This is a genomic window from Streptomyces sp. AMJ-169 (assembly GCF_055597585.1).
In genome coordinates this window covers 437,140-461,626 of record NZ_JBVLTJ010000005.1, presented here as the reverse complement: position 1 = coordinate 461,626, position 24,487 = coordinate 437,140, and the positions used below count along the sequence as shown (strand labels likewise).

Genomic DNA, 24,487 nt, shown 5'->3' with positions numbered 1-24,487 from the left:
GGTGAACTCGATGTGTCGAAGCAGTGCATCCTGTCTGCTTTCTGTGGCTCCCGGGCCCGGTTATCGCCTTGGCTGGTTCCTGTTCACCTTTTGTTGATTCTTGGTTCGCGAGAGGCTGGATTTACCTTCCTAGCCTCGTCGTCGTGCCAGCAAGTACTACGACCCCGCTCCGGATCGCCGTGCTCGCGGACTCGGACACCCGATGGAAATGGGGCGCCCGGACCGCGCGCAGGATCGCCCCCGCCACCGAGCCCATTCTGGACGGCTTCCTGCTGCGGGGCCGCGCCACCCCCACCGCCCGCCAGCTCGACGAGGTCGGCATCCCCGCGGACTCCCTGCGCGAGGTCACCGCCGCCGAGTTCCTGCGCACGATGGGCGAGCGGCCCTACGACCTCCTCGTCCTCTCCCTCGTCGGCGGCGGCGTCCAGGCCATGCTGCACGGCCTGCGGCACGTCTGGGGCACCGGAAAGCGCCCCGTCGTGGTCACCGGCTACGTGGGCGTCGTCTACGAGAAGCTCGCCGACGGCCTCCTCCTGCGCCACGGCGCGGACCTCGTCCTCGCCAACTCCCGCCAGGACGCGGACCGTTTCAAAGAGGTCTACGACGGCGTCGGCGCCGACTCCTCCTCGGTGACCGAAGTCGCCCTCCCCTTCCTGGGCGGCACCCCTTACACGGCCGAACACACCCCGTACACCGTGGTGTTCGCCGCCCAGCCCTCGGTCCCGGAGACCCGCAAGGACCGCACGTACCTGCTGGACCGCCTCGTCCAGCACGCCCAACTCCACCCCGACCGCGAGGTGTTGCTGAAGCTGCGCTCCAAGCCTGGCGAACACACCACGCACATCGAGGAGTTGCCCTACCAGAAGCTGGCCCAGCGCCAGGACCTGCCGCCCAACTTCCGGCTCGTGTACGGGAACATGGGCGAAGTCCTCGACCGCACCGACCTGTTGGTCACGGTCAGCTCCACCGCCGCGCTTGAGTCCCTGCACCGCCGGGTCCCGACCGTCGTCCTCACCGACCTCGGCATCCGCGAGTCCCTCGGCAACCACCACTTCGTCGGCTCCGGCTGCCTCGCCTCCTGGGACCAGCTCGACGAGGGGCACCGGCCGGTGCCGGACGAGGAGTGGGTGTCCCGGCAGGGTGTCGCCGTCGGCGGGGCGTACGAGAGCGCGTTCGACGCGGCGCGCGAGCGCATCACGAAGCTGCTCGACCAGCCCCAACTCCCGCCGCTGGCCCCCTACTACACGCCGGCCACGGCCCCCGGCTACCTCCCCGGCATCCTCGCCCGCCACCACCTCGCCCCCGACGGCAGCCCCCTGCCCGGAGCCCCGGCCGCCGACAAGGCACCGGGCCCGGTCCGGCAGATCGTGCGACGGGCGGCCCGGGGGGCGTACCGGCACGGGGTGCAGCGGGTGGCGCCGGTCATCCGGCGGATGGGGGAACTGTGAGAACGGCCTCCGGTGGCAGCCGAGTTGAGGGTGCGGCGGGTGGGCGGGGAGCTGCCGCAGAGGCCGCCCGCCCCGGAGGAGCTGCCGCAGAGACCGCCCGCCCCGGAGGCGCTGCCGCAGAGACCGCCCGCCCCGGAGGCGCTGCCGCAGAGACCGCCCGCCCGGGAGCCACCGCAGCCGCCCGCCCCGGAAGGGCCGCCGCAGAGGCCGCCCGTCTGGGAGCCACCGTCGCCGCCCGCCCCGACTTCCCCCCGACGCCCCCCTCCAAGGAGCCCACCCCATGACCAACCCCCAGGAGAACACCGGCAGTTCGCCCCGTCGCGTGCTTGCTGTGATCCCCGCGCGGGGCGGCTCCAAGGGCGTGCCCGCCAAGAACCTCGCGCCCGTCGGCGGCGTCCCCCTCGTCGCCCGGGCCGTGCGCGAATGCCTCGCCGCCCGCGGCGTCACGCACGTCGTGGTCTCCACCGACGACCAGGCGATCGCCGCCGCCGCCCGTGCGGCCGGCGCCGAGACCGTGCTGAGGCCCGCCGTCATCGCCGGGGACACCGCCACCTCCGAGGCGGCCGTGCTGCACGCCATGGACGCCCACGAGGCCACCCACGGCGCGCCCGTCGACGTCGTCCTCCTCGTGCAGTGCACCAGCCCGTTCCTCACCCGCGAGGACGTCGAAGGGGTCGCCTCGGCGGTCGTCGACAAGGGCGCCGACACGGCCGTCACCGTCGCCGCCTTCCACGGGTTCGTGTGGCGCGAGGACAGCGGCAGCGGCACCGGCGTCAACCACGACAAGGCGTACCGGCCGCGCCGGCAGGACCGCCCCCAGGACTTCCTGGAGACCGGCGCCGCCTACGCGATGGACGCGGCCGGCTTCCGCACCCACAGCCACCGCTTCTTCGGCCGCACCGAACTCGTGCGCACCGACCCCGCGCGGGTGCTGGAGGTCGACGACCCCCATGACCTCGCCCGCGCCCGCGCGCTGGCCCCCCTCTTCGACGCCGACCGGCCCGGCGGACTGCCGACCGGCGCCGAGGTCGACGCCGTCGTCCTCGACTTCGACGGCACCCAGACCGACGACCGGGTCATGATCGACCAGGACGGGCGGGAGTTCGTCTCCGTGCACCGCGGCGACGGGCTCGGGGTCGCCGCGCTGCGCCGCAGCGGCAAGAAGCTGCTGATCCTGTCCACCGAGCAGAACCCCGTCGTCGCCGCCCGCGCCCGCAAGCTGAAGATCCCCGTCCTGCACGGCATCGACCGCAAGGACCTCGCCCTCAAACAGTGGTGCGAGGAACAGGGCGTCGCCCCCGAGCGCGTCCTGTACGCCGGCAACGACGTCAACGACCTCCCCTGCTTCGCCCTCGTCGGCTGGCCCGTCGCCGTCGCCAACGCCCATGACACGGTGCGCGGTTCGGCCCGCGCCGTCACGACCGTACCCGGGGGCGAGGGCGCGATCCGCGAGATCGCCGGCTGGCTCCTCGGCCCCTCGCTGGGCGGTCCCGGAGAAGCGGGGCACGCCCCCGCGCCGCCCGGCACGCCCCCTCGCCGCACTGCCGAATCACCCACGTACGTCCAGTACTAGGGCGATCCGGCAGCACGCCGAGCCGCCGCACCCGACGACGCGGGAACGCACCCCGCTCCCCCGAGACCGCCCACCCCCTCACCCAGTAAGGAAGTTCCCCGCAATGAGCACCAACTCCCGTCTGCGTAGCTTTGGTTCGCGTGAGGCCGGGCCCGGTCGGCCCGTCTACATCTGCGGCGAGATCGGCATCAACCACAACGGCGACCTCGACAACGCCTTCAAGCTGATCGACGTGGCCGCCGAGGCCGGCTGCGACGCCGTGAAGTTCCAGAAGCGCACGCCGGAGATCTGCACCCCGCGCGACCAGTGGGACATCGAGCGCGACACCCCCTGGGGCCGCATGACGTACATCGACTACCGCCACCGCGTGGAGTTCGGCGAGGACGAGTACCGCCAGATCGACGAGCACTGCAAGGAGAAGGGGATCGACTGGTTCGCCTCCCCGTGGGACACCGAGGCCGTCGCCTTCCTGGAGAAGTTCGACGTCCCCGCCCACAAGGTCGCCTCCGCCTCCCTCACCGACGACGAGCTGCTGCGCGCCCTGCGCTCCACCGGCCGCACCGTCATCCTGTCCTCCGGCATGTCGACGCCGAAGCAGATCCGCCACGCCGTCGAGGTCCTCGGCTCCGACAACATCCTTCTCTGCCACGCCACTTCGACCTACCCGGCGAAGGCGGACGAGCTGAACCTCCGCGTCATCAACACCCTCCAGGACGAGTACCCGAACGTCCCGATCGGCTACTCCGGCCACGAGACGGGCCTCCAGACCACCCTGGCCGCCGTCGCCCTCGGCGCCACCTTCATCGAACGCCACATCACCCTCGACCGCGCCATGTGGGGCTCCGACCAGGCTGCCTCCGTCGAGCCCCAGGGCCTCACGCGCCTCGTCCGCGACATCCGCACCATCGAGGCCTCCCTCGGCGACGGCGTCAAGAAGGTCTACGACTCCGAGCTCGGCCCCATGAAGAAGCTGCGCCGCGTCACCGGCGTCGTCGCCGAGGCGGAGATCGCCGCCGCGGCGGGCGAGCCGGTCTCCGTCTGAGCCCGAAGCCCCACCACGAGGGATAGGTCGTACGAGGATGAGCCCCCGCGCCGCCGGCCCCGCCCCCGGGACGCCGCCCACGCTCGCGTTCGTCGAGAGCCCGGTACAGCTGCTGAACGTACTGGAGTGGGCGCACGCCCACGGCCTCAGGCCGGCCGAGGAGCCCGGCGCCGGGCTCACCCTCGTCGTCCTCGCCCCCACCGACCCCATGACCCGCGGCCAGCTGCGCCGCATGGCCGAGCTAGCCCGTGAGGAAGGCCACACGGTCCGCTGGGAGGAGGCGCGGGGCGGGACGGCGGCGCCCTTCCGCACCATAGGCGGCCTCACCGGACTGCTGCACCGCGCGGGCAGGGTCGTCATGGGCGACCCCTTCTCCCGCTACGTCCAGCTGCTGCTGACGATCACCAAGGCGCCCGAGCTGGTCGTCGTCGACGACGGCACCGCGACCATGGAGTTCGTCGGCCAGCTGGCGCGCGGCGAGCGCCTCGTGCGCTGGCACCGCAAGGGCGGCCGGCCGGGCCCCCGGGACCTGCTGTTCGCCCCGGTGTCCTCCGCCGCCCGCCGCCGGCTGACCCCCGCCAAGGGCCGCCGCGTCGAGGTGTTCTCCGCGATGCCCATCGAGGACGCCCCCGACGCCGTGGAGGTCACGGCGAACGGCTTCGCCTGGACCCGCGAGCGCTTCGGGCCGCCCCGCGTCACCAAGGGCGCCGACCTCGTCGGCACCTCCCTGGTGGAGACGGGCGTCGTCGACGCGGACCGCTACCTGGAGGCCGTCCGCACCCTCGCCAAGGCCCACGGCGTGGCCCGCTACTTCGCCCACCGCCGCGAGAGCACCGACAAACTCCACCGCCTCGCGACCGAGACGGGCCTGGAGATCGTCCGCCCCGAACTCCCCCTGGAGCTGATCGCCCGCAGGGGCCCGATCGGCGGGACGATCCTCAGCTTCCCCTCGACGGTCGTCCACACCCTGCCCCTGGCGCTGGCCGGGACGGGCGTCCGCGTCACCGTCTGCGACATCGACCCCGACTGGCTCACCACCCATGCCTCGCCGCGCGCCCAGGGCTTCCTCTCGGGGGTCACGGGGACCGCGCGGGACGTGCACCGGCTGGCGGCGGTGAGTGCCGTATAGGCGTACGAGCCCTACAGCTCCGCCGGCCCGACCACCCGGAACGAACTCAGCCGCCGCACCAGCTGCGAGGCGAGATACCAGCGCAGGCCGGGATGCCCGTACGACAGTGAGTCGGGGCTGTACACGGCGGCTCGGATGCCGTCCTCGCCGTACCGGTACGACGTACCGATGACTCCGTACAGCCGTGCGCTGCGTACGAGGAGGAAGTCGGGGCGGCCTTGGAGGTGCGGGCAGAGCGCCGCGGCCGTGCGGGCGTGCCGGGGGCAGACCGGGGGCTGGGCGGTGAGAGTCGAGGTGCCGTCCGGCCGCAGCTCGCCGGGGCGGGTGAGGAAGACGAACCCGCCGTCCGTACGCGCCGGTCCGGCGCAGACCTGGCACAACATCCGTTGCATGCACTCCCGTTGCCGGGCCGGGTGGACCATCCGCCACAGCGGATCGCCGGACGGCAGCCCGTCCGCCCCGAGCGACTGGCTGTACCGCGCCCACAGCACACCCCGCAGATCACGGTCGCCCTCGACCTCGGCCCGGTAACCGAGCCGGGGCCGGCCGTCGTCCGAGCCGGGGCCGGCCGTCGTCCGGGCCGGGGGCGACGCGGAGGGCGGAGAGCGGGATGCCGGCTTCTCCCGAGCGGGCGGTGATGTACGGCACGACCCCGCTCATCCGACGGCCCGCCGCACCCGGTGCACCTCTTGTCGTGCGGACCTTGCCATGCCGCCTCCAGACCACTCGCCGCAGCTCAGGCACGTCGAACGTGCGTTGCGTGAAGGTGAGTTGAGTTGACCCGACCTTGTCGTGCGCAACAGGCTGCCCCAAGTCACAGACGGAGTGCAACCCATTCTGCTGCAATGTTGGAGCTAAAGGAGGTTGGAAAATTGATCTGGCATATGCGGGGACTTGGAGTGGGTGATGTGCGGCATACTGGCGCCGTCATACGCGGCAGAGGGGTGGAAATGTCAGCACACCTAAGGCCAACAGTGCGGCGGCGCCGGCTTGGAGCAGAGCTGAAACGCCTGCGTGAGGCGGCCGGCGTCGGCATGGACGACGCCGGAGAGCACATCGACGGCGACAAGACCAAGATCTCGCGGATCGAGAACGGCCGTCAGGGCGTCCGGCCGCTGGAGATCAAGGCGTTGCTCGATCTGTTCGGTGTGGAGGACGAGAAGCTCAAGACGGCACTGCTGACGCTGGCCCGCGAGGCCAAGCGGAAGGGGTGGTGGCAGCAGTACGGGGACTTTCTGCGGCCGGACTTGCAGGAGCGGTTGGCGCTGGAGTGGGACGCCGTACGGATTTACGCGTTCCAGGCCCTGGTCGTCCCTGGGCTTCTCCAGACGAACGCGTACGCGGAAGCGATCATCCGCAGCACCAGCAAGCACGGGGCGGAAGAGGGGATTCAGTCCGAAGTCCCGGTCAGGATGGAACGGCAGGGCATCTTCGAGCGACCTGAACCACCGCAGTACCTGTGCATACTCGACGAGGCGGTGCTTCATCACGAGGTCGGCGGCCCCCAAGTCATGGCGGGGCAGCTCCGGAAGCTGATTGAAGTGTCGGAGCACCCTGGAATCTCTGTACAGGTGGTTCCGTACGTGCAAGGCGGCTATGTGGGTCTGGAAGGGTCGTTCACGATCTATTCGTACCCGGACCAGATGGCGTTGGACGTCGTAGGCGTCGATTACCTCGACGGGGCCCTCTACCTTGAGGAAGATGACTCTGTCGAGCGATACCACAGGGCCTTTGACCAAGTGCGCGCGGCCGCTCTATCGTCTCGACAGTCCCTGGACCTGATCTCGCAGCTCGCGCGGGACCTTGAGGCGAAGTAAGAGGCACTTTCTGATGATGCGGCACAACCTCCCGGCAGACCGGTGGACGAAGTCGTCGTACAGCGGTGACACCAACGGGCAGTGCGTCGAATACCAGCGAGTAGGCGGCGCGCGCGTGGCCGTGGGCGACTCCAAGGACCGTTCCCGGGGTGCCTTCGTCTTCCCCGCCGCATCCTGGACGTCTCTCGTCGCCGCGGTGAGGCGGAACGAACTCCCGTCCGCCTGATCCCCTTCTCGCCGGAGCCCCGACCGCTTGGAACGATGCGGTCGGGGCTCTGTCGTGCGGAAGAGCAGTTGCAGCCGACAAAGCTGGGTATTTTCTGGGCACTTGAGTGGGCAAGCTCTGGGTGCCGGTGCTTCACTGGGTTCCTCACGCCGAGGAACGGGGTGGTCACCGACCATGACGACGGTTGCGCAGCAGCGGTCCGCGCTCCTGGCGGCGCGTGACATCGCGGAGCTGGCCGGGGAGCTGAAGGCGGGGGTCCGCAAGGGTCTGCCGCTGGACGTGGGTCTGGAGGTGCCCCGGCTGTCCGCGCTGGCGAGCGTCACCGCGCAGGCCGGTGGTGAGAGCGGGCCGGCCGTCCGGGTGGAGGCCCTGGACCGGGTGCTGCGGCGGGTGCTGGCCCGGTTGGAGCCGGAGCCGCTGCGTGCGGCGGCGCAGGCGCTGTTCGGCCTGCCGCCCGCTCCGCCGGGGGAGAACCTGACCGGCAGGCGGGCGGTCGCGGCCCGGCTGGCGGGCAAGGAGGCGCACCACTTCCGCAAGCGGATCGAGCCGCAGATCCTCGCCGTCCTCGCGCAGGCCCTGGTGCGGGACGCCGCCGCGCAGGTCCGCCCGTGGGCGAGCCCGCCGCCGGTCCGTCCCGGCACCCGGCGTCGGCTGCTGCCCAGCGATCCGTTCGCGTGGGAGGCGGTCGAGCACGAGGAGGCCCTGACGCGGCTGTGGGCGGGTGTGTACGCGCTGCGGGCCGAACTCCTCGCGGTGGAGCGGCTGGTGTCGATGGGCGACAAGAGCGGGGCGGGTGCCGCCGCGGACGCCGCGCTGTGGCGGTACGGGCAGTTGCAGGCGCAGGTGCGCCGCTACCGCGCCGCGTACGGCGGAGCCCTGTTGCCGGACGGCACCGCCGCCCCGGCGGATCTGGCGGGGCTGGCGGGCTGGAGCCCGAGGCTGCCGGCCGCCTGGACGGTGCTGGTCGCGGACGCCGCACAGGCAGCCGGTGTTTCCCCGTTCCTGCGCGCCGTGGACGCGGCCGACGGTGGTGAACTGCTGGCCGCCTGGCGGTCCGCGCTGATCAGCGGACCCGGAGAGAAGGAGAAGACCTTATGAGCACGCCGCACGACAGCCCTGCCGCGACGGGCCCGGCCCGGCGCCACGTCATCACCGGCGGCCCGTCCGCCGGTAAAGAAGCCGTCTTCGAAGCCCTCCGGCGGGCCGGTCTTCCCGCGACGCGGGGCGAACCGGCCCGGGAGATCTACCGCCGCCACCGCGAGCGGCTCGGCCGGCACCTGGAGGTGGGCGACCGCCGGGAGTACTCCCGCGAGGTTCTGCACGCTTTCGTGGACGAGTACAGCATGCACAAGGCCGGGGTGCGGTTCTACAACCGGGGCATTCCCGACGGCTATGGCTGGGACGCCTTCTTCGGCCTCTCCCCGTACCCGGAGCTGGAGGAGGCCACCCGCATCTACCGCTACGACACCGTATTCGTCCTGGACCCCCTGTCCACGTTCGAGGACGAGTCGGACGTCGTCTTCGCCAAGGACCGCGAGATCCGCCGGGTCCATGAACTGATCGTCCAGGGTTACTACGACGCCGGCTACGAGCCCGTCTTCGTCCCCGCCGACGACGCCGCCGCCCGCCTGGACTTCATCCGCGCCAACCTCCGCCTGCCGGCCATGTAGGGACATGCAAGGAGAAGCATCGCGATGCCCGAGCACACAGCACCGGCCCTGGTCTCACCGAACAGCGTCCTCGCGAACGCTCTGCTGCGGACCGTCGACATGATCCGTCCCCGGGTCAAGGCCATGCGCCCGGCCCGGATCGAGTTCGTCGTCGGCACGCAGATCAACGGCGCACCGCACCTTGGCACCAACTTCGTCCAGACCTCCGCCTTCCTCCTCGCCCGGCAGGCCCGCCGCGTCTTCCGCCTCGACACCGCGGTCCGCTTCTCGGCCCTGGACAACGCCCCCTACGACATCACCCTCGACCCGGAGACCCACCACGCCTACCAGCAGACCTACTTCCACGCCCTCGGCAAGGACGGCATCGCCGACCTGGTGAGCGGCTACTACCAGCCCTTCTTCGAGTCTGCGCACCCTGGAGGTCCTGGACGACCTGCGCTGGTGGCTCAACCCGTCCACCGGCGTCGTCCACACCCGCCTGCCCTGCCCGATGTGCGGATGGGCGGAGAAACGTGCCGAACGCACTCGACTGGTCCGCCTGGACGACGATGGCGCGATCTTCACCGCGGTCTGCCACGACCACGGCGACTACGAGCTGTGCGTCGATCCCGTCGACAGCGGTGGCTATCTCGACCTCGCCACCCTGTACCGCAACGTCGTCAAGGAGCGCGCGTTCACCCGGGACACCGGCACCCTGCACGTGATGCTCAAGGGCGGCGACTGGGCGTTCGGCTGCCAGCTGGTCGACGGGGTGCTGGCCGCACTGGGCACCCCGGCCGGCGTCATGCCGCTGCGGATCTTCACCCCGCAGGTCCTCTCCGCCACCGGTGGCAAGCTCTCCAAGTCCCTCATACGCCAGGCCGGCACCGCCGGCACCGACCCCGGCGTCGAGCCGTGGATGCTCGCCACCACTGACTGGCCCGGCACCACCGACCAGTACGTCGACGCCCTGCTGTGGTTGGCCGGCCTCCTGCTGACCGATCCCAAACACTTCTTCCGGTCCTTTACCGCTCACGAGTCAGGACGTCTCATGGCCGCCCGTCCAGCCGACCTCGCCACCACCACACGCACCCGCGACATGCCGATCTACAAGCGCTACTACGACCTGATCGCCGACGGCTCCAAGACGATCGAGGTCCGTGTCGCCTACTCCTCCATGCTCCGCATCAAGGCGGGCGACCGGATCCGCTTCACCTGCCGCGACGAAGCCACCCTCACCCAGGTCAAGCGGGTCACCCGCTACGACGACTTCGACGTGATGTTCACCCGCGAGAACCCCGCCGCGATCAACCCGGCTGTCACCCCCGCCGAGCAGCTGCGGGCCATCCGCGAGATCTTCCCCCCGGAGAAGGAAGCCTTGGGATGCCTGGCCATCGAGATCGAGAAGATCTGACCCCGACGGGCCCGCGCCCGCACCGGATACTGACGGTCTGCAAAGGCGGCCACTGCCGAGCCCCGCTCGCTGCCGCCGTCCTCGCCCGTCGAGGCGGCCCCGCGGTCCGGACCCGGGCCGCCGCCGTCCGTGCCTGGCACATCGGCGAAGGCGCCCACCCGCTCATGGCTGAGGTCGCCGCCCGGCACGGCTACGACCTGAGCGGCCACCGCGGCATCCAGGTCAGCCCCGGTCTCCTCACCTGGGCGGACACTGTCCTCGCCATGGACACCGCCGTTCTGGACGCCCTGCGCGACCTCACTGACGGCACCAGCACGGCGAAACTGCGGCTCTACCTCGACGGCCAGGACGTCCCCGACCCCTGGCAGCAGCCCGCCGAGGCGTTCACGGTCTGCCTGAAGACCGTGGAAGCCGGCGCCGACCGGCACCTGACCCGCACATAGAACACCGGGCACATCGAAGGGCGGTACCCGGCCGGACCAGGCCGGGGCTGCGTTTCCCAACCCCCCGGAAGCCGTGTTAAGGTTTCCACGTTGCAGTTGTGGTACCCATGAACCTATGTGCGCCTGACGGGAATGTTCCTCCTGCTGGCGCATATTTTGTTTTCCGGCATCTCCGGATGGGGCCCATATGCCTACAGAAGGAGAAAGTCATGGCACAGGGAACCGTGAAGTGGTTCAACTCGGAAAAGGGCTTCGGCTTCATCGAGCAGGACGGCGGCGGCCCTGACGTCTTCGCCCACTACTCGAACATCGCGACGCAGGGCTTCCGTGAGCTCCAGGAGGGCCAGCGGGTCTCCTTCGACGTCACGCAGGGCCAGAAGGGCCCGCAGGCGGAGAACATCGTCCCCGCCTGATCGCCGGACGCGTCATCCACTCACCGGGGTCCACACCGTCACGGTGTGGACCCCGGTTTGTGCTGTTCCCAGGAAGGCTGATCGTCATGTCCCGCAGACCCCAGAGGGCAAGCCGGCGTACCCCGTCGTCCCCCAAGTCCACTGCTCCTTCAGGTGAGTTCCGCCTGCCGGAGAGCAAGACCCCCGCCCTCCCCGCCGTGGACGACTTCGCCTCCCTGGACCTGCCCTCCGGACTGCTGAAGACCCTCACCGCGCAGGGCGTGACCACTCCCTTCCCGATCCAGGCCGCGACCCTCCCGAACTCCCTCGCCGGCCGCGACCTCCTCGGCCGGGGCCGCACCGGCTCCGGCAAGACCCTCGCCTTCGGCCTCGCGATGCTGGCCCGTACGGCGGGCAAGCGGGCCCAGCCCAAGGCGCCCCTCGCGCTCGTCCTGGTCCCGACCCGCGAACTGGCCCAGCAGGTCACCGACGCGCTCACGCCCTACGCGACCGCCGTCAACCTCCGCCTCGCCACCGTCGTGGGCGGCCTCTCCATCACCCGCCAGGCCGACGTGCTGCGGCGCGGCGCGGAGATCGTCGTAGCGAGCCCCGGCCGCCTCAACGACCTCGTGGAGCGCGGGGACTGCGTGCTGGGCGACGTCGCGATCACGGTCCTCGACGAGGCCGACCAGATGACCGACATGGGCTTCATGCCGCAGATCACCAAGCTGATCCAGCAGGTGCGCCCCGACGGTCAGCGGCTGCTCTTCTCGGCGACCCTGGACCGCAACATCGACCGCCTCGTCGAGCGGTTCCTCGACGACCCGGTCGTGCACTCCGTCGACCCGTCGGCCGGCGCGGTCACCACCATGGAGCACCACGTCCTGCACCTCGCGGACGACACCGACAAGAAGGCCGTCACGACGAAGATCGCCGCCCGTGACGGCCGCGTGATCCTCTTCCTCGACACCAAGCGCTCCGCCGACCGCCTCGCCAAGCGGCTCCTCGCCGTCGGCGTCCGCGCGGCGGCCCTGCACGGCGGACGCTCCCAGCCGCAGCGCACCCGCACGCTGGAGCAGTTCAAGAACGGGCAGGTCACGGCGCTGGTGGCGACGAACGTCGCGGCGCGCGGACTGCACATCGACGACCTCGACCTCGTCGTCAACGTCGATCCGCCGACCGACCACAAGGACTACCTCCACCGGGGTGGCCGCACCGCCCGCGCCGGCAGCTCGGGCCGGGTGGTCACGCTGGTGCTGCCCGAGCAGAAGCGCGAGGTCAGCCGGCTGATGTCGGACGCCGGGATCCGGCCGCGCACGGCGCGGATGACGTCCGGGGACGCGGAGCTGACGACGCTGACCGGGGCGCGCGAGCCGTCCGGGGAGGCCGTGGTCATCGAGGTGCCCCAGCAGGCACAGGCGCCCCGCACCGGGCGGGGCACCGGCAACGGCGGCTCCGGCCGGCGTCCGTCGCGGCGCCGGGGCGGCGGCGGGGGCGGTACGGAGACCGCGGCGGGCACCGGCTCCGCTTCCGGCACCGGCTCGGGCTCCGGGCGGGGTACGAGGAGCAGGCGGCCCGCGGAGGGCGGCGCCGCTCCGGCCGGTGGGCGCGGAGGGCGGCGTACGGGAGCCGCTCCGGCCCGGGGTGAAGGGGCCGGCGGCTCCGGCGGTGGCAAGGGGCGGGCGCAGAATCCGGTGAAGGGTACGGGTTCGGCGGCCGGTTCCACGGGGCGTCCGCGGCGGAGGCCGACCAAGCCGGCCGCGTAAAACGGTTGAGGGGAGGGTGCGCGCGATCTACGTCGCCGTACCCTCCCTTTCCTGTTCCTCCGGCGCCTTGCGGGCCAGCAGGTAGGCGCACTCACGGTGGGAGCCCTCCGGCGGGGCCAGGACGGCGTGCGCCTGGATGGTCAGGCCCGCCTTGGTCAGGAGGCCGGAGACCAGGCCCGGGGTGCGCCAGTGGTAGTCCAGCGCGATCTGCTGCCCGAAACGTTCGGTGACCCGCAGCCGGGGGCTGGTGTGGTCGAGCGGGAACCCGAGGAGCAGATAGCCGCCGGGGGCCAGTACGCGCTCGAACTCCCCGAAGACGACGGGCAGTTGATCGTCCGGTACGTGCATGATGCTGAACAGGGAGAAGACGCCCCCGAGGGTGCGGTCCGGCAGCCCCAGTCCGGTCATCGACCCTACGTGGAACCGGAGTCCGGGGTGGCGCCGGCGGGCGATGCCGACCATCACGGGGGAGAGGTCGACGCCGAACACGGGGAGGCCGAGCGAGGCGAGGTGCGCGGTCACGTCCCCCGGCCCGCTCCCGACGTCCGCGACCGGCTCGGTCCCCCTGCCTCTCACCAACTCCGCGAAGGCACCCACCAGCCCACGATCCACGACCCGCTCCCCGAGCCCGCTCGGCAGCTGCGCGGTGTAGGCCTCGGCGATCGCGTCGTACGAGTCCCGGGTACTGCGTATGAAGTCCGCTTCCGTCACGCCGCGACCTTATCGGTGCGGGCTTTCCCGAAGAAGTTTTCCAAAAACTATTTTGCAGAGTGGGTCTGTTCGCCTACGCTCCCCGCATGGTCAGCGACGAACAGCGGCGTGTCCTCGATCCCGGCCGGGACGCCGAGGCACTGAAGGCACTCACGCATCCCCTGCGTATCCGACTCCTGGGCCTGCTGCGGCAGTTCGGCCCGGCGACCGCCAGTGAACTGGCCCTGCGGACGGGGGAGTCGTCCGCGTCCGCCAGCTATCACCTGCGGGTGCTCGCCAAGCACGCGTTCATCGAGGAGGCCACGCACCGGGACGGCCGTGAGCGACGCTGGAAGGCGGCGCACCTGGTCACGTCCTGGGACAACGAGGCCATGGAGGGCGATCCGGCGGGCCAGGCGTTCGTCGGCATGTCCCGCAGGCTCCAGGCCGAACACCTCGCGGCCTCGGTCCGCCGCTACGAAAGCGACCTGGCCGCAGGCCTGTTGGGCGAGGAGTGGATCGAGGGCGCCGGGGTCCTGGACCTGATGCCCCGCCTCACCCCCGAGTCCCTGACGGAACTGACCCGGGCCTTCGAGCGGAAACTGACCGAACTGACGACCCGTGACGCGACCGACCCCCGGGCTCGCGCGGTCGCCGTGATCCTGGCGGGCTTGCCTCGGGCTGAGGGGGAGGAGGGATGAGCGGCGCAGCGACAACGCCCCTCGCCGTCCGCCGCGCCTACGTCACCAACACCACCCTCTTCTGGCTCCCCCTGGGCCTCTCCACCGCTCCCCTCATCCTCCTTCTCACCGAGCGCGGACTCACCCCCGCCGCGATCTCCGCCGCCTTCGCCGCGCACTCCCTCACCGCCGCCGCTCTGGAGCTGCCCACCGGTGGGCTCTCCGACGTGCTGGGGCGGCGAGGGGTGCTCGGTGTCGCCGGGGCGCTGCTGTGTGCGGCGCTCCTCCTCGTGGCCCTCGGCACCGACCCCCTTCTTCTCGCCGCCGGCATGGCCCTCATGGGCTCCGCCCGCGCGCTCTCCAGCGGGCCCGCCGAAGCCTGGTACGTCGACGCCGTCCGCGCTCGTCAGGGAGCGGGCGCCGAGCTGCGTACCGGTATCGCCCGGGGCGCCGCCGCCTCCTCGGCCGCCCTCGCCGCCGGCACCCTGCTGGGCGGCGCGCTGCCCTGGCTGTTCGACAGCCCCCGCGTCGGCGCGGCCACCGGCGGACTCGTCGTCCCCCTCGCCCTGCCGCTCCTCCTCGGCGCCCTCCTCGCCCTCGCCTTCACCGCCCACTCGCTGACCGCCCTGCGGGAGCCGTCCCGGCCGCGCGTCTCACCGCGCGTGGTGCTGCGGGGCATCCCCGGCACCGTCAGCGGCGGACTACGGCTCGCCGCACGGGACGTACCGGTACGGAAAGTGCTGCTCAGCGCCGCCGCCGCGGGCGCCGGGCTCGCGGTGATCGAGCTGCTCACCCCCGGCCGGGCCGCCGAACTCACCGGCACCTCCGAATCCGGCGCCGTCGTCTACGCGGGCCTCGCCACCGCCGGATTCCTCTGCTCCGCCCTCGGCAGCACCGTCGCCGCCCGTATGAAGAAGAGCGGCCCCCGCGCCATCGCGGCCGGCCTCGCCTGCACCGCCCTCGCCCTCACCCTGCTCACCCTCCCGGGCGCCGTCGCCGTCCTCGGCTACGCCCTCTTCTACCTCGCCCTCGGCCTCGCCTCCCCCCACCTCAACGACCTCCTCCACCACCGCGTCCCCGACCACACCCGCGCCACGGCCCTCTCCCTCCAGTCCCTCGCCCTCCAGCTCACCGCCGCCGTCACGGGGCTGATCGTCGGCGCGCTCCCGCACACCGGGCCCGCCCCCTGGCTGCTCCCGATCTGCGCCCTGCTGGCCGCCGCCCTCCTCTGGGCCCGCACACCCCACCCGTCACCCAAAGCCACCCCCCAACCACAGGTTCCGTCTGATGGACAGGGCAAGCGGGTCGCAAGCGGGGCGTGATAAGGGTTGGGGGCCGGGGGAACCCCGGGCGGGTATCGCGATCGTTCTCGGCGGCACCCCTCGTACGAGCGGGCGAGTTTACCCATCCGACCTGCCGGCCATGCGCCGCGCGGCCAACTTTCTTCGCCTAAGGGGCTGAAGTTTTCTGGTTCCCGGGGCAGTTGACCGTCCTGGCGTCCTACCCTTCAGAGGGTGAAGCAACTGATGTCCCGAGAGTCCGAGGCCGACCCCGCCGGGAAAGCGCTGCTCCCCGGCGTCCTTCCGGAGGCCCTGTTCGCCGAGCTCGTCGCCTTCCGCCGCGACCTGCACATGCACCCCGAGCTCGGCAACCAGGAGTTCCGCACGACGGCCGCCATCAAGGCCCGCCTGGAGAAAGCGGGCCTCACCCCGCGCGTCCTGCCCGCGGGCACCGGACTCGTCTGCGACATCGGGGACATCGGCATCCCGGGCGACCACAGCAGAAACGCCGGCCCCGCCGCTCAAAGCGACCCCGCCAAAAACACCGGCCCCGCCTTGAGCGGCCCCGCCCACTTGAGCGGCCCCGCCCAGAAGAACGCCGGCCCCGCCCAGAAGAACGCCGACCCCGGCATCTTCGCCTTCCGCGCCGACATCGACGCCCTCCCCATCCCCGACACCAAGTCGGAGTGCGCCTACCGCTCCACCAACCCCGGCCGGGCGCACGCCTGCGGGCACGACGTGCACACCACCGTCGTCCTCGGCGCCGGCCTCGTCCTCGCCGACCTGCACCGCAAAGGCCTCCTGCCCCGGCCCGTCCGGCTCATCTTCCAGCCCGCCGAGGAGATCCTCCCCGGCGGCGCCGCCGACGCCATTGAGGGGGGCGCGCTGGACGGGGTCGGGCGGATCATCGCCGTGCACTGCGACCCCCGCGTCGACGCCGGCCGGATCGGGCTGCGGGCCGGACCCATCACCTCCGCCTGCGACCGGCTGGAGATCTCCCTGGACGGGCCCGGCGGCCACACCGCCCGCCCGCATCTGACCACCGACCTGGTCACCGCCGCCGCCCGCGTCGTCACCGACGTCCCCGCGCTGGTCGGCCGCCGCGTCGACACCCGCTCCGGGCTCGCCGTCACCTGGGGCCGGATCGAGTGCGGACACGCCCCGAACGTGATCCCGCAGCACGCCGAGCTGTCCGGCACGGTCCGCTGCCTCGACCTGGCGGCCTGGCGGCAGGCCCCGGACATCGTCGTCGCCGCGATCGACGAGGTGGCGAACCTGCACCGGGCCAAGTCCGAGATCAACTACGTCCGCGGCGTGCCGCCCGTCGTCAACGACCCGGCCGTCACCGATCTGATCCGCGAGGCCATGACCGCCCGGCGCGGCGCCGACTCCGTCGAGTCCACCGAGCAGAGCCTGGGCGGCGAGGACTTCTCCTGGTACCTGGAGCACGTCCCCGGCGCGATGGCCCGCCTCGGGGTGCGCACCCCGGGCGAGCGCGCCGTCCGCGATCTGCACCAGGGGGACTTCGACGCCGACGAGCACGCCATCACCGTCGGCGTGGAGCTGTTCACCGCCGCCGCGCTGCTGGACGCCGCGACGCGGGTGTCGTAAGAGAAAAGGAATAGGAGAAGGGGCGCCCAGCGGTTCGGCAAAGCATTTGCGGAAACGACCGTAAAGCGCCCCTTCATCCCCTTGTGTCACCCCGCCGTAATCCCCGGCGAGCGTTCGTAACGAGCGCGCGGCACGAATCGGTAACGGCCGTGAACAACCCCGTTCCCCTGCCCTTCTACGCGCGTTACTGTGCGCCGAAATCGCCACCGGGGACGGCCGCGTTGGGGGAGCCGTCACGGAAAGGCCCACTGTGGGGAGCGTCGCCATGTCAGTCCTGCCTCGCCGAATCGCCCGGAGCGGTCAAGTCGCCGCCACCGTCGCCGTGTTCGCCCTCGCGCTCGCCGCCTGCGGTGAGTCCAGCAGCAGTTCGAGTTCCAAGACGACCGCATCCTCGTCGTCGGGCGCCTACTCCGGCAAGGGCATCGGGCTCGCGTACGACATCGGCGGCAAGGGCGACCAGTCCTTCAACGACGCCGCGTACGCCGGGATGCAGAAGGCGATGGCCGAGTTCAAGATCCCCGGCCGGGACGTCGAGCCGCAGGACGGCGAGTCGGACGCCGACAAGGTCCAGCGCCTGACCCAGCTCGCGCAGGCCGGGTACGACCCGGTCATCGGCGTCGGTTACATCTACGCCCCCGCGGTCAAGGAGGTCGCCGCGAAGTTCCCGAAGACGACGTTCGGGATCATCGACGACGCGACGGTCACCGCGGGCAACGTCGCCGACCTGGTCTTCCACGAGGAGCAGGGCTCGTACCTCGCGGGCGTCGCCGCCGCCAAGGCGAGCAAGAAGAAGCACGTCGGGTTCATCGGCGGCGTCAACATCCCGCTGATCCAGAAGTTCGAGGCCGGCTTCGTCCAGGGCGTGCAGTCGGTCGACAAGAGCATCAAGATCGAGTCGCAGTATCTGACCGAGACCCCGGCCGAGGGCGGCTTCTCCAGCCCCGACAAGGGCAAGGCGGGCGCGGGCGGGCAGATCGACGCGGGCGCCGACGTCGTCTACGGCGCGGCGGGCCTGTCCAACCAGGGCATCATCAGCGAGGCCGCGGCCCGCAAGGTCTGGGCGATCGGCGTCGACTCCGACCAGTACAGCCAGTCGGCGCTGGCGGCGTACAAGGACTACATCCTCGGCTCGGCCACCAAGAACGTCGGCGGCGCGGTCTACGACCTGGTCAAGTCGGTCGTCGACGGCAAGCCGCTGAACGGGGAGATCCGCGGCTCGCTCTCCAACGACGGGGTCGGATTCGCCGACTCCAACCCGAAGTACAAGGCGATGACGGACGTCGTCGCGGCCGTGAACAAGGCGAAGCAGGACATCATCGACGGCAAGGTCGTGGTGAAGACCACGAAGTAGGCGGGGGTAAATCTCTTACTCTTCCCGGCCTTTCTCACCCGTACGCCCCTCGCACGAAGCGAGGGGCGTATTGCTGTCCGTAATCTGGCGGGAGAATGTGGCCACAGCTCGGTAACGGACCGGACAGAAGGGTTTTTCCTCCCGGTCTACGCGCGTTACGCTGCCGCGGAACCAGCGCCTGGTATTAGGGCGCATGCACAAAGGAGTCTCGCACCATGCGCCGGGTGTCTCGTCTCACGCTCGCGGGTGTCTGTACCGCAGCCCTCGCCGTGACCGCTTCCGCCTGCGGAAGCTCCTCCACCTCCTCGTCCTCCTCCAGCGCCGGCAAGAACCTCGGCCTCGCGCTGGCGTACGACGTCGGCGGCAAGGGCGACCAGTCCTTCAACGACGCCGCCACGGCCGGCCTGGACAAGGCCGACAAGGAGTTCGGCTACAAGTCGACCGCCGTCGAGCCGCAGGACGGCGAGTCCGACGCGGACAAGGCGCAGCGCCTGGAGACCCTGGCCAAGCAGGGCTACAACCCGGTGATCGGCGTCGGCTACGCGTACGCGCCGGCCGTCAAGGAGGTCGCCGCGAAGTACCCGAAGACCTCCTTCGGCATCGTCGACGACAACACCATCAAGGCGGCCAACGTCGCCGACCTCGTCTTCCACGAGGAGCAGGCGTCCTACCTCGCGGGCGTCGCGGCGGCCAAGGCCACCAAGACCAAGACCGTCGGCTTCATCGGCGGCGTCAACGTGCCGCTGATCCAGAAGTTCGAGGCGGGCTTCCGCCAGGGTGTCACCGACACCGACAAGAGCGTCAAGGTCAAGTCGCAGTACCTGACCGAGACGGCGGCCGAGGGCGGCTTCTCCAGCCCCGACAAGGGCGAGAGCGCGGCCGACGGCCAGATCGACGCGGGCGCCGACGTCGTCTACGCCGCCGCGGGTCTGTCCGGCCAGGGTGTCATCAAGGCCGCCGCCGCCAAGAAGATCTGGGCGATCGGCGTCGACTCCGACCAGTACAAGCAGACCGCGCTGGCCGCGTACAAGGACTACATCCTCACCTCGGCCATGAAGAACGTCGAGGGCGCGGTCTACGACCTGGCCAAGTCCGTCAAGGACGGCAAGCCCCAGACCGGCGAGATCCGCGGCTCCCTCTCCAACGGCGGCGTCAGCCTGTCCGACTCGAACCCGAAGTTCGCGTCCGACACCGCGATCCAGGACGCGGTGAAGAAGGCCGAGGAAGGCATCAAGGCCGGGACGATCACGGTCAAGACGACGGTCTGACCCCAGGACCTGCCGGTGTCCGGCGCGATGATCTAATCGCCGTAATGACACCGTTACGCCCTAGCGACGGGGTGCGGGGACGATGTCCTCCCCGTGCCCCGTTCGCGCGGCAGAATGCTCGGAACGGATCAGGACCGGAAAAGTCCGATCAGGTCCGGGCTCTATTTAAAGCAGGGGCGCTACGCGCGTAGAGCGGCCCCTTTCCCGAGGAGAGTGCGCCATCGACGCGTCCAGCAGCCCTCCGCTCACCGCACAGTCGACGATCGCGGTAGAGCTGGCGGGGATCACCAAGCGGTTCCCGGGGGTCGTCGCCAACCACGACATCCACCTCACCGTCCGCAAGGGCACCGTCCACGCCCTGGTCGGCGAGAACGGCGCCGGCAAGTCGACCCTGATGAAGATCCTCTACGGCATGCAGAAGCCGGACGAGGGCACCATCGCGGTCGACGGCGAACAGGTGAGCTTCTCCAGCCCCGGCGAGGCCATCGCCCGCGGCATCGGCATGGTCCACCAGCACTTCATGCTGGCCGACAACCTGACCGTCCTGGAGAACGTCGTCCTCGGCAGCGAGAAGCTGTACGGCATCGGCGCCGGCGCCCGCCGGAAGATCCAGGAGATCTCCGACCGCTACGGCCTCGGCGTCCGCCCCGACGCCCTCGTCGAAGACCTCGGGGTCGCCGAACGCCAGCGCGTCGAGATCCTCAAGGTCCTCTTCCGCGGCGCCCGCATCCTGATCCTCGACGAGCCGACCGCCGTCCTCGTCCCCCAAGAGGTCGACGCCCTCTTCGGCAACCTGCGCGAGCTGAAGTCCGAGGGCCTGTCGGTCATCTTCATCAGCCACAAGCTCGGCGAGGTCCTCTCGGTCGCCGACGACATCACCGTCATCCGCCGCGGCACCACCGTCGGCACCGCGATCCCGTCGGAGACCACCCCGCGCCAGCTCGCCGAGCTGATGGTCGGCAGCGAGCTGCCCACCCCGGAGACCTCCGAGTCCACGGTCACCGACCGCGCCGTCGTCACGGTCGAGCACCTCACCGTGTACGCGGCCGGCGGCGCCTCCCTCGGCACCTCCGTCGGGGCCGAGGGCCAGCCCGCCGGCGGCGAGGTCAAGAAGGTCCTCGACGACGTCACCTTCACCATCCACGCCGGCGAGGTCATGGGCATCGCGGGCGTCGAGGGCAACGGGCAGACCGAGCTGATCGACGCGCTGATCGGCACCAAGCACGCCGACTCCGGGACCATCGGCTTCCTCGACCAGGACATCACCCCCTGGGCGACCCGCAAGCGCCGCGAGTCCGGCATCGGCTACATCCCCGAGGACCGCCACCGCCAGGGCCTGCTGCTGGAGTCCCCGCTGTGGGAGAACCGCATCCTCGGCCACGTCACCGAGAAGCCCAACGCCAAGGGCTTCTGGCTCGACCCCAAGGGCGCCCAGGCCGACACCCGCCGGATCGTCGAGGAGTACGACGTCCGCACCCCCGGCATCGACGTCACCGCCGCCTCCCTCTCCGGCGGCAACCAGCAGAAGCTGATCGTCGGCCGCGAGATGAGCCACGACCCCAAGTTCCTGATCGCCGCCCACCCCACCCGGGGCGTGGACGTCGGCGCGCAGGCCCAGATCTGGGACCGCATCCGGGAGGCCCGCCGCGAGGGCCTCGCCGTCCTGCTGATCTCCGCCGACCTCGACGAGCTGATCGGCCTGTCGGACACGCTGCGCGTCATCTACGACGGGAAGCTGGTCGCCGACGCGGACCCGGCGACGATCACGCCGGAGGAGCTGGGGTCGGCGATGACCGGCGCCGCCAGCGGACACCTGGAACACACCGAAGGGGAGAGCGACGCCCGATGAAGAAGTTCGACAAGGAGCGTGTGCTCCTCGCGGTGGCCGGACCGGTCATCGCGCTCGTCGCGGCGGTCCTGCTGACCTCGGTCGTGCTGGTCGCCTCCGGCAAGAACCCGTTCGAGCCCTACCGGCTGATGCTGGAGCAGATCGGCTACTCGGACATCCAGGTCCTGATCATCAACCAGGCCTCCCTGTACTACATCGCCGCCCTCGCGGTCGCCCTCGGCTTCCGCATGAACCTCTTCAACATCGGCGTCGACGGCCAGTACCGCCTCGGCGCCGTGATGACGGCGATCGTCGGCGCCCACGTCGCCCTGCCCGGCTTCCTCCAGGTCCCGCTGCTGCTCCTGGTCGGCGCCTGCACCGGCGCCATGTGGGCCGGCATCGCGGGCGTCCTCAAGGTCACCCGGGGCGTCTCCGAGGTCGTCGCCACGATCATGCTGAACTCGATCGCGACCAGCCTCATCGGCTACCTCACCCTGACCGGCAACTTCGGCGTCCTGGTCGGCGACAACGTCACCACCGGCGTCATGAAGTCCTCCGGCTGGGTCCCCGGCATCAACCTGGGCTCGGACGTCGGCGAGATCTACGGACTCGTCTTCCTCGCCGCCGCCCTCGGCGTCGCCTACTGGCTCGTCCTCAACCGCACCCGCTTCGGCTTCGACCTGCGCGCCACCGGCGAGTCCGAGACCGCCGCCGCGGCCTCCGGCGTCGACGCCAAGAAGATGGTCATCACCGCGATGCTCGTCTCCGGCGCCGTCGCCGGCATCTCCGGACTGCCGCTGCTGCTCGGCGACGTCCACACCTACAGCCTGAGCTTCCCGGCCGGCCTCGGCTTCACCGCCATCGGCATCGCCCTCCTCGGCCGCAACAACCCCGGCGGCATCGCGCTCGCCGCCCTGCTGTGGGCCTTCCTCGACAAGGCGTCCCCGGCCCTCGACTACGCCGTGCCCGTCGCGTACGAGAAGGAGATCGCGACGATCATGCAGGGCCTGATCGTCTTCGCCGTCGTCATCAGTTACGAGGCCGTACGGCAGTGGGGGCTGCGCCGCCAGCAGAAGCAGGTCGGCGCGCAGCTCGCCGCCGAAGCCGCTCAGAACGTCAAGAAGGAGGTGGCCGCCTGATGTCCACCGCGACCGTCGCCAAGCCCCAGGCGAAGCAGCCCGGCAAGGGCAGCCGCCGTATCTCTCTTCCCGTACTCCTGCTGATCGTCGCGGGCCTGCTGATCCTGGTCTCGCTCGCGCGCCTCATCTCCGGCGCCGACGGCGTCACCTCCACCGGCCAGATGTCCACGGCGCTGCGGCTCGCGGTGCCGATCGGGCTCGCCGGGCTCGGCGGCCTGTGGGCCGAGCGCGCGGGCGTCGTCAACATCGGCCTCGAGGGCATGATGATCCTCGGCACCTGGTTCGGCGCGTGGGCCGGCTACCAGTGGGGGCCCTGGACGGGTGTCGTCTTCGGCATCATCGGCGGCGCGCTCGGCGCCGTCCTGCACGCCATCGCGACCGTCACCTTCAACGTCAACCACATCGTCTCCGGTGTGGCCCTCAACATCCTCGCCCTCGGCCTGACCCGCTATCTGTCGAAGTTCACCTTCGAGAACGCCCCGCAGGGCTCCTCCAAGCAGTCCCCGCCGATCGACTCGCTCGGCACCTTCGACATCCCAGGGCTCTCCAGTTGGCTGGACACCCTCAACGGCAAGCACTGGTTCCTGGTCTCCGACCTCGCCGGCCTCGTCGGCGGCCTCGTCACCGACCTCTCCCCGCTGACCGTCATCGCGGTCGCGCTGGTGCCGGCGACCTGGTGGGTGCTGTGGCGCACGGCCTTCGGGCTGCGGCTGCGGTCCTGCGGCGAGAACCCGGTCGCCGCCGAGTCGCTGGGCGTCAACGTCTACAAGTACAAGTACATCGCCGTCATCATCTCCGGCGGGTTCGCCGGGCTCGGCGGGGCGTTCCTGTCGATCGTCGCGTCCAACGTGTACCTCGACGGGCAGACCGCCGGGCGCGGGTACATCGGCCTCGCGGCCATGATCTTCGGCAACTGGATGCCGGGCGGGCTCGCCCTCGGCGCCGGGCTCTTCGGCTACACCGACAGCCTCAACCTGCGCGGCGGCACGACGAACGTGCACGCGCTGCTGCTGCTGATCGGGATGCTGCTGGTGGTCGGGGCGGCGTACCTGGTGTGGAGGAAGAAGTACATCAGCGCGGGCATCGCGGCCGTGGTCTCCGTGGTGATGTTCGTCTGGTACGGGGACACCAACGAGGTGCCGCGCCAGCTGGTGTCCGCCGCGCCGTACCTGGTGACGCTGCTGGTGCTGTCGTTCTCGGCGCAGCGGTTGCGGATGCCTAAGGCGGACGGGCTGCCGTACCGGAAGGGGCAGGGGAAGTGAGCGGGCCTTCTGGGGCCGGTGTTTCCGGGACCGTCGGCGTGGACTGGGAGGCGCTGCGTTCGGTCGCGCGGGAGGCGATGGGACGGGCGTACGCCCCCTACTCCGGCTACCCGGTCGGCGTCGCCGCCCTCGTCGACGACGGCCGCACGATCTCCGGCTGCAACGTCGAGAACGCCTCGTACGGTCTCGGCCTGTGCGCCGAGTGCGGGCTCGTCTCGGAGCTGCACCGCACCGGCGGCGGCCGGCTGACCCACTTCACCTGCGTCGACGGGGCCGGCGACGTCCTCGTCCCGTGCGGTCGCTGCCGGCAGCTGCTGTACGAGCACGGCGGGCCCGAGCTGCTGCTGGAGACGCCGGCGGGGGTGCTGACGCTGGCGGAGATGCTGCCGCAGGCGTTCGGCCCCGGCCATCTGACGAAGTAACTCCCGTGCGGCCCCTCTGACTTCAGGGGGGCCCGCGCACTTTCCGCGCTTTTTTGA

24 protein-coding genes are annotated in these 24,487 nt (G+C 71.0%); 21 read left to right on the top strand and 3 right to left on the bottom strand.

Annotated features, from left to right (window positions below):
• Positions 1–143 precede the first annotated feature (143 nt).
• The 4 genes from ACYUD3_RS15365 to ACYUD3_RS15350 all read left to right on the top strand — a co-directional run bounded on the left by ACYUD3_RS15365 (position 144) and on the right by ACYUD3_RS15350 (position 5,192).
• The gene (locus ACYUD3_RS15365) at positions 144–1,448 is read left to right on the top strand and encodes a DUF6716 putative glycosyltransferase (protein WP_470969433.1); all 1,305 of its coding nucleotides are present in this window, start codon (positions 144–146) and stop codon (positions 1,446–1,448) included.
• 280 nt (positions 1,449–1,728) lie between these two features.
• A complete protein-coding gene (locus ACYUD3_RS15360; RefSeq protein ID WP_470969430.1) occupies positions 1,729–3,021 on the top strand; it encodes a cytidylyltransferase domain-containing protein in 1,293 nt (430 codons plus the stop codon).
• Between the two features lie 103 nt (positions 3,022–3,124).
• The gene (locus tag ACYUD3_RS15355; protein WP_470969427.1) at positions 3,125–4,063 is read left to right on the top strand and encodes an N-acetylneuraminate synthase family protein; all 939 of its coding nucleotides are present in this window, start codon (positions 3,125–3,127) and stop codon (positions 4,061–4,063) included.
• A 37-nt stretch (positions 4,064–4,100) separates the two neighbouring features.
• Positions 4,101–5,192: a hypothetical protein gene (locus tag ACYUD3_RS15350; protein WP_470969425.1), complete on the top strand. Its 1,092-nt coding sequence runs from the start codon at positions 4,101–4,103 to the stop codon at positions 5,190–5,192.
• An 11-nt stretch (positions 5,193–5,203) separates the two neighbouring features.
• On the opposite strand, the gene ACYUD3_RS15345 is transcribed toward ACYUD3_RS15350, so the two are convergent.
• Positions 5,204–5,683 (bottom strand): hypothetical protein, encoded by a 480-nt coding sequence (locus ACYUD3_RS15345; RefSeq protein ID WP_470969422.1) that lies wholly within the window; start codon positions 5,681–5,683, stop codon positions 5,204–5,206.
• A gap of 459 nt (positions 5,684–6,142) precedes the next feature.
• Between ACYUD3_RS15345 and ACYUD3_RS15340 the strand changes: the two genes are divergently transcribed.
• The 4 genes from ACYUD3_RS15340 to ACYUD3_RS15325 all read left to right on the top strand — a co-directional run bounded on the left by ACYUD3_RS15340 (position 6,143) and on the right by ACYUD3_RS15325 (position 8,905).
• Positions 6,143–7,009: a helix-turn-helix domain-containing protein gene (locus ACYUD3_RS15340; protein WP_470969419.1), complete on the top strand. Its 867-nt coding sequence runs from the start codon at positions 6,143–6,145 to the stop codon at positions 7,007–7,009.
• Between the two features lie 13 nt (positions 7,010–7,022).
• Positions 7,023–7,235, top strand: a complete 213-nt coding sequence (locus ACYUD3_RS15335; RefSeq protein ID WP_470969416.1) for a DUF397 domain-containing protein — start codon at positions 7,023–7,025, stop codon at positions 7,233–7,235.
• A 174-nt stretch (positions 7,236–7,409) separates the two neighbouring features.
• Positions 7,410–8,333 (top strand): hypothetical protein, encoded by a 924-nt coding sequence (locus ACYUD3_RS15330; protein WP_470969413.1) that lies wholly within the window; start codon positions 7,410–7,412, stop codon positions 8,331–8,333.
• Positions 8,330–8,905 carry an AAA family ATPase gene (locus ACYUD3_RS15325; RefSeq protein WP_470969411.1) on the top strand — a complete coding sequence of 192 codons (576 nt, stop codon included), beginning with the start codon at positions 8,330–8,332 and terminating at the stop codon, positions 8,903–8,905. Before ACYUD3_RS15330 ends, ACYUD3_RS15325 begins: the two co-directional genes overlap by 4 nt.
• Before the next feature lie 54 nt (positions 8,906–8,959).
• Here the strand turns inward: ACYUD3_RS15325 and ACYUD3_RS15320 are convergent, their stop codons facing one another.
• On the bottom strand, positions 8,960–9,319 hold the full coding sequence (locus ACYUD3_RS15320; RefSeq protein WP_470969408.1) for a hypothetical protein: 360 nt from the start codon (positions 9,317–9,319) through the stop codon (positions 8,960–8,962).
• Between the two features lie 76 nt (positions 9,320–9,395).
• On the opposite strand from ACYUD3_RS15320, the gene ACYUD3_RS15315 reads away from it, so the two are divergent.
• The 4 genes from ACYUD3_RS15315 to ACYUD3_RS15300 all read left to right on the top strand — a co-directional run bounded on the left by ACYUD3_RS15315 (position 9,396) and on the right by ACYUD3_RS15300 (position 12,899).
• Positions 9,396–10,298 (top strand): ASCH domain-containing protein, encoded by a 903-nt coding sequence (locus ACYUD3_RS15315; RefSeq protein WP_470969405.1) that lies wholly within the window; start codon positions 9,396–9,398, stop codon positions 10,296–10,298.
• Complete coding sequence (locus tag ACYUD3_RS15310) at positions 10,268–10,741, top strand: low molecular weight protein-tyrosine-phosphatase (RefSeq protein ID WP_470969403.1); 474 nt, start codon at positions 10,268–10,270, stop codon at positions 10,739–10,741. The genes ACYUD3_RS15315 and ACYUD3_RS15310 overlap by 31 nt, the downstream gene beginning before the upstream one ends.
• Before the next feature lie 209 nt (positions 10,742–10,950).
• The gene (locus ACYUD3_RS15305; protein ID WP_007502648.1) at positions 10,951–11,154 is read left to right on the top strand and encodes a cold-shock protein; all 204 of its coding nucleotides are present in this window, start codon (positions 10,951–10,953) and stop codon (positions 11,152–11,154) included.
• Positions 11,155–11,240: 86 nt separating this feature from the next.
• Entirely contained in the window at positions 11,241–12,899 is a 1,659-nt protein-coding gene (locus tag ACYUD3_RS15300; protein ID WP_470969400.1) for a DEAD/DEAH box helicase, read from the top strand.
• A gap of 27 nt (positions 12,900–12,926) precedes the next feature.
• Here ACYUD3_RS15300 and ACYUD3_RS15295 read toward each other — a convergent pair whose 3' ends face one another.
• Entirely contained in the window at positions 12,927–13,610 is a 684-nt protein-coding gene (locus ACYUD3_RS15295; RefSeq protein ID WP_470969398.1) for a class I SAM-dependent methyltransferase, read from the bottom strand.
• Positions 13,611–13,696: 86 nt separating this feature from the next.
• Here ACYUD3_RS15295 and ACYUD3_RS15290 point away from each other — a divergent pair, with 86 nt between their 5' ends.
• The 9 genes from ACYUD3_RS15290 to ACYUD3_RS15250 all read left to right on the top strand — a co-directional run bounded on the left by ACYUD3_RS15290 (position 13,697) and on the right by ACYUD3_RS15250 (position 24,430).
• The gene (locus ACYUD3_RS15290; RefSeq protein WP_470969395.1) at positions 13,697–14,290 is read left to right on the top strand and encodes a winged helix-turn-helix domain-containing protein; all 594 of its coding nucleotides are present in this window, start codon (positions 13,697–13,699) and stop codon (positions 14,288–14,290) included.
• Positions 14,287–15,591, top strand: a complete 1,305-nt coding sequence (locus ACYUD3_RS15285) for an MFS transporter (protein WP_470969393.1) — start codon at positions 14,287–14,289, stop codon at positions 15,589–15,591. Before ACYUD3_RS15290 ends, ACYUD3_RS15285 begins: the two co-directional genes overlap by 4 nt.
• A 204-nt stretch (positions 15,592–15,795) precedes the next feature.
• Complete coding sequence (locus tag ACYUD3_RS15280) at positions 15,796–17,160, top strand: amidohydrolase (RefSeq protein ID WP_470969390.1); 1,365 nt, start codon at positions 15,796–15,798, stop codon at positions 17,158–17,160.
• Positions 17,161–17,425: 265 nt separating this feature from the next.
• Positions 17,426–18,511, top strand: a complete 1,086-nt coding sequence (locus ACYUD3_RS15275; RefSeq protein WP_470969388.1) for a BMP family lipoprotein — start codon at positions 17,426–17,428, stop codon at positions 18,509–18,511.
• A 215-nt stretch (positions 18,512–18,726) separates the two neighbouring features.
• Positions 18,727–19,779 carry a BMP family lipoprotein gene (locus ACYUD3_RS15270; RefSeq protein WP_470969385.1) on the top strand — a complete coding sequence of 351 codons (1,053 nt, stop codon included), beginning with the start codon at positions 18,727–18,729 and terminating at the stop codon, positions 19,777–19,779.
• 220 nt (positions 19,780–19,999) lie between these two features.
• On the top strand, positions 20,000–21,628 hold the full coding sequence (locus tag ACYUD3_RS15265) for an ABC transporter ATP-binding protein (protein WP_470969813.1): 1,629 nt from the start codon (positions 20,000–20,002) through the stop codon (positions 21,626–21,628).
• Positions 21,625–22,746: an ABC transporter permease gene (locus tag ACYUD3_RS15260; RefSeq protein ID WP_470969382.1), complete on the top strand. Its 1,122-nt coding sequence runs from the start codon at positions 21,625–21,627 to the stop codon at positions 22,744–22,746. The genes ACYUD3_RS15265 and ACYUD3_RS15260 overlap by 4 nt, the downstream gene beginning before the upstream one ends.
• Positions 22,746–24,008, top strand: a complete 1,263-nt coding sequence (locus ACYUD3_RS15255; RefSeq protein ID WP_470969380.1) for an ABC transporter permease — start codon at positions 22,746–22,748, stop codon at positions 24,006–24,008. The genes ACYUD3_RS15260 and ACYUD3_RS15255 overlap by 1 nt, the downstream gene beginning before the upstream one ends.
• A complete protein-coding gene (locus ACYUD3_RS15250; protein WP_470969378.1) occupies positions 24,005–24,430 on the top strand; it encodes a cytidine deaminase in 426 nt (141 codons plus the stop codon). Before ACYUD3_RS15255 ends, ACYUD3_RS15250 begins: the two co-directional genes overlap by 4 nt.
• Positions 24,431–24,487: the final 57 nt, after the last annotated feature.

Bases quoted from the DNA above. Each gene is read 5' to 3' on its own strand.
- ACYUD3_RS15325 (WP_470969411.1), top strand. From the start codon at position 8,330: ATGAGCACGCCGCACGACAGCCCTGCCGCGACGGGCCCGGCCCGGCGC.
- ACYUD3_RS15275 (WP_470969388.1), top strand. From the start codon at position 17,426: ATGTCAGTCCTGCCTCGCCGAATCGCCCGGAGCGGTCAAGTCGCCGCC.
- ACYUD3_RS15330 (WP_470969413.1), top strand. From the start codon at position 7,410: ATGACGACGGTTGCGCAGCAGCGGTCCGCGCTCCTGGCGGCGCGTGAC.
- ACYUD3_RS15340 (WP_470969419.1), top strand. From the start codon at position 6,143: ATGTCAGCACACCTAAGGCCAACAGTGCGGCGGCGCCGGCTTGGAGCA.
- ACYUD3_RS15335 (WP_470969416.1), top strand. From the start codon at position 7,023: ATGATGCGGCACAACCTCCCGGCAGACCGGTGGACGAAGTCGTCGTAC.
- ACYUD3_RS15290 (WP_470969395.1), top strand. From the start codon at position 13,697: ATGGTCAGCGACGAACAGCGGCGTGTCCTCGATCCCGGCCGGGACGCC.
- ACYUD3_RS15255 (WP_470969380.1), top strand. From the start codon at position 22,746: ATGTCCACCGCGACCGTCGCCAAGCCCCAGGCGAAGCAGCCCGGCAAG.
- ACYUD3_RS15350 (WP_470969425.1), top strand. From the start codon at position 4,101: ATGAGCCCCCGCGCCGCCGGCCCCGCCCCCGGGACGCCGCCCACGCTC.
- ACYUD3_RS15260 (WP_470969382.1), top strand. From the start codon at position 21,625: ATGAAGAAGTTCGACAAGGAGCGTGTGCTCCTCGCGGTGGCCGGACCG.
- ACYUD3_RS15315 (WP_470969405.1), top strand. From the start codon at position 9,396: ATGTGCGGATGGGCGGAGAAACGTGCCGAACGCACTCGACTGGTCCGC.
- ACYUD3_RS15305 (WP_007502648.1), top strand. From the start codon at position 10,951: ATGGCACAGGGAACCGTGAAGTGGTTCAACTCGGAAAAGGGCTTCGGC.
- ACYUD3_RS15300 (WP_470969400.1), top strand. From the start codon at position 11,241: ATGTCCCGCAGACCCCAGAGGGCAAGCCGGCGTACCCCGTCGTCCCCC.
- ACYUD3_RS15280 (WP_470969390.1), top strand. From the start codon at position 15,796: ATGTCCCGAGAGTCCGAGGCCGACCCCGCCGGGAAAGCGCTGCTCCCC.
- ACYUD3_RS15285 (WP_470969393.1), top strand. From the start codon at position 14,287: ATGAGCGGCGCAGCGACAACGCCCCTCGCCGTCCGCCGCGCCTACGTC.
- ACYUD3_RS15270 (WP_470969385.1), top strand. From the start codon at position 18,727: ATGCGCCGGGTGTCTCGTCTCACGCTCGCGGGTGTCTGTACCGCAGCC.
- ACYUD3_RS15355 (WP_470969427.1), top strand. From the start codon at position 3,125: ATGAGCACCAACTCCCGTCTGCGTAGCTTTGGTTCGCGTGAGGCCGGG.
- ACYUD3_RS15310 (WP_470969403.1), top strand. From the start codon at position 10,268: ATGCCTGGCCATCGAGATCGAGAAGATCTGACCCCGACGGGCCCGCGC.
- ACYUD3_RS15360 (WP_470969430.1), top strand. From the start codon at position 1,729: ATGACCAACCCCCAGGAGAACACCGGCAGTTCGCCCCGTCGCGTGCTT.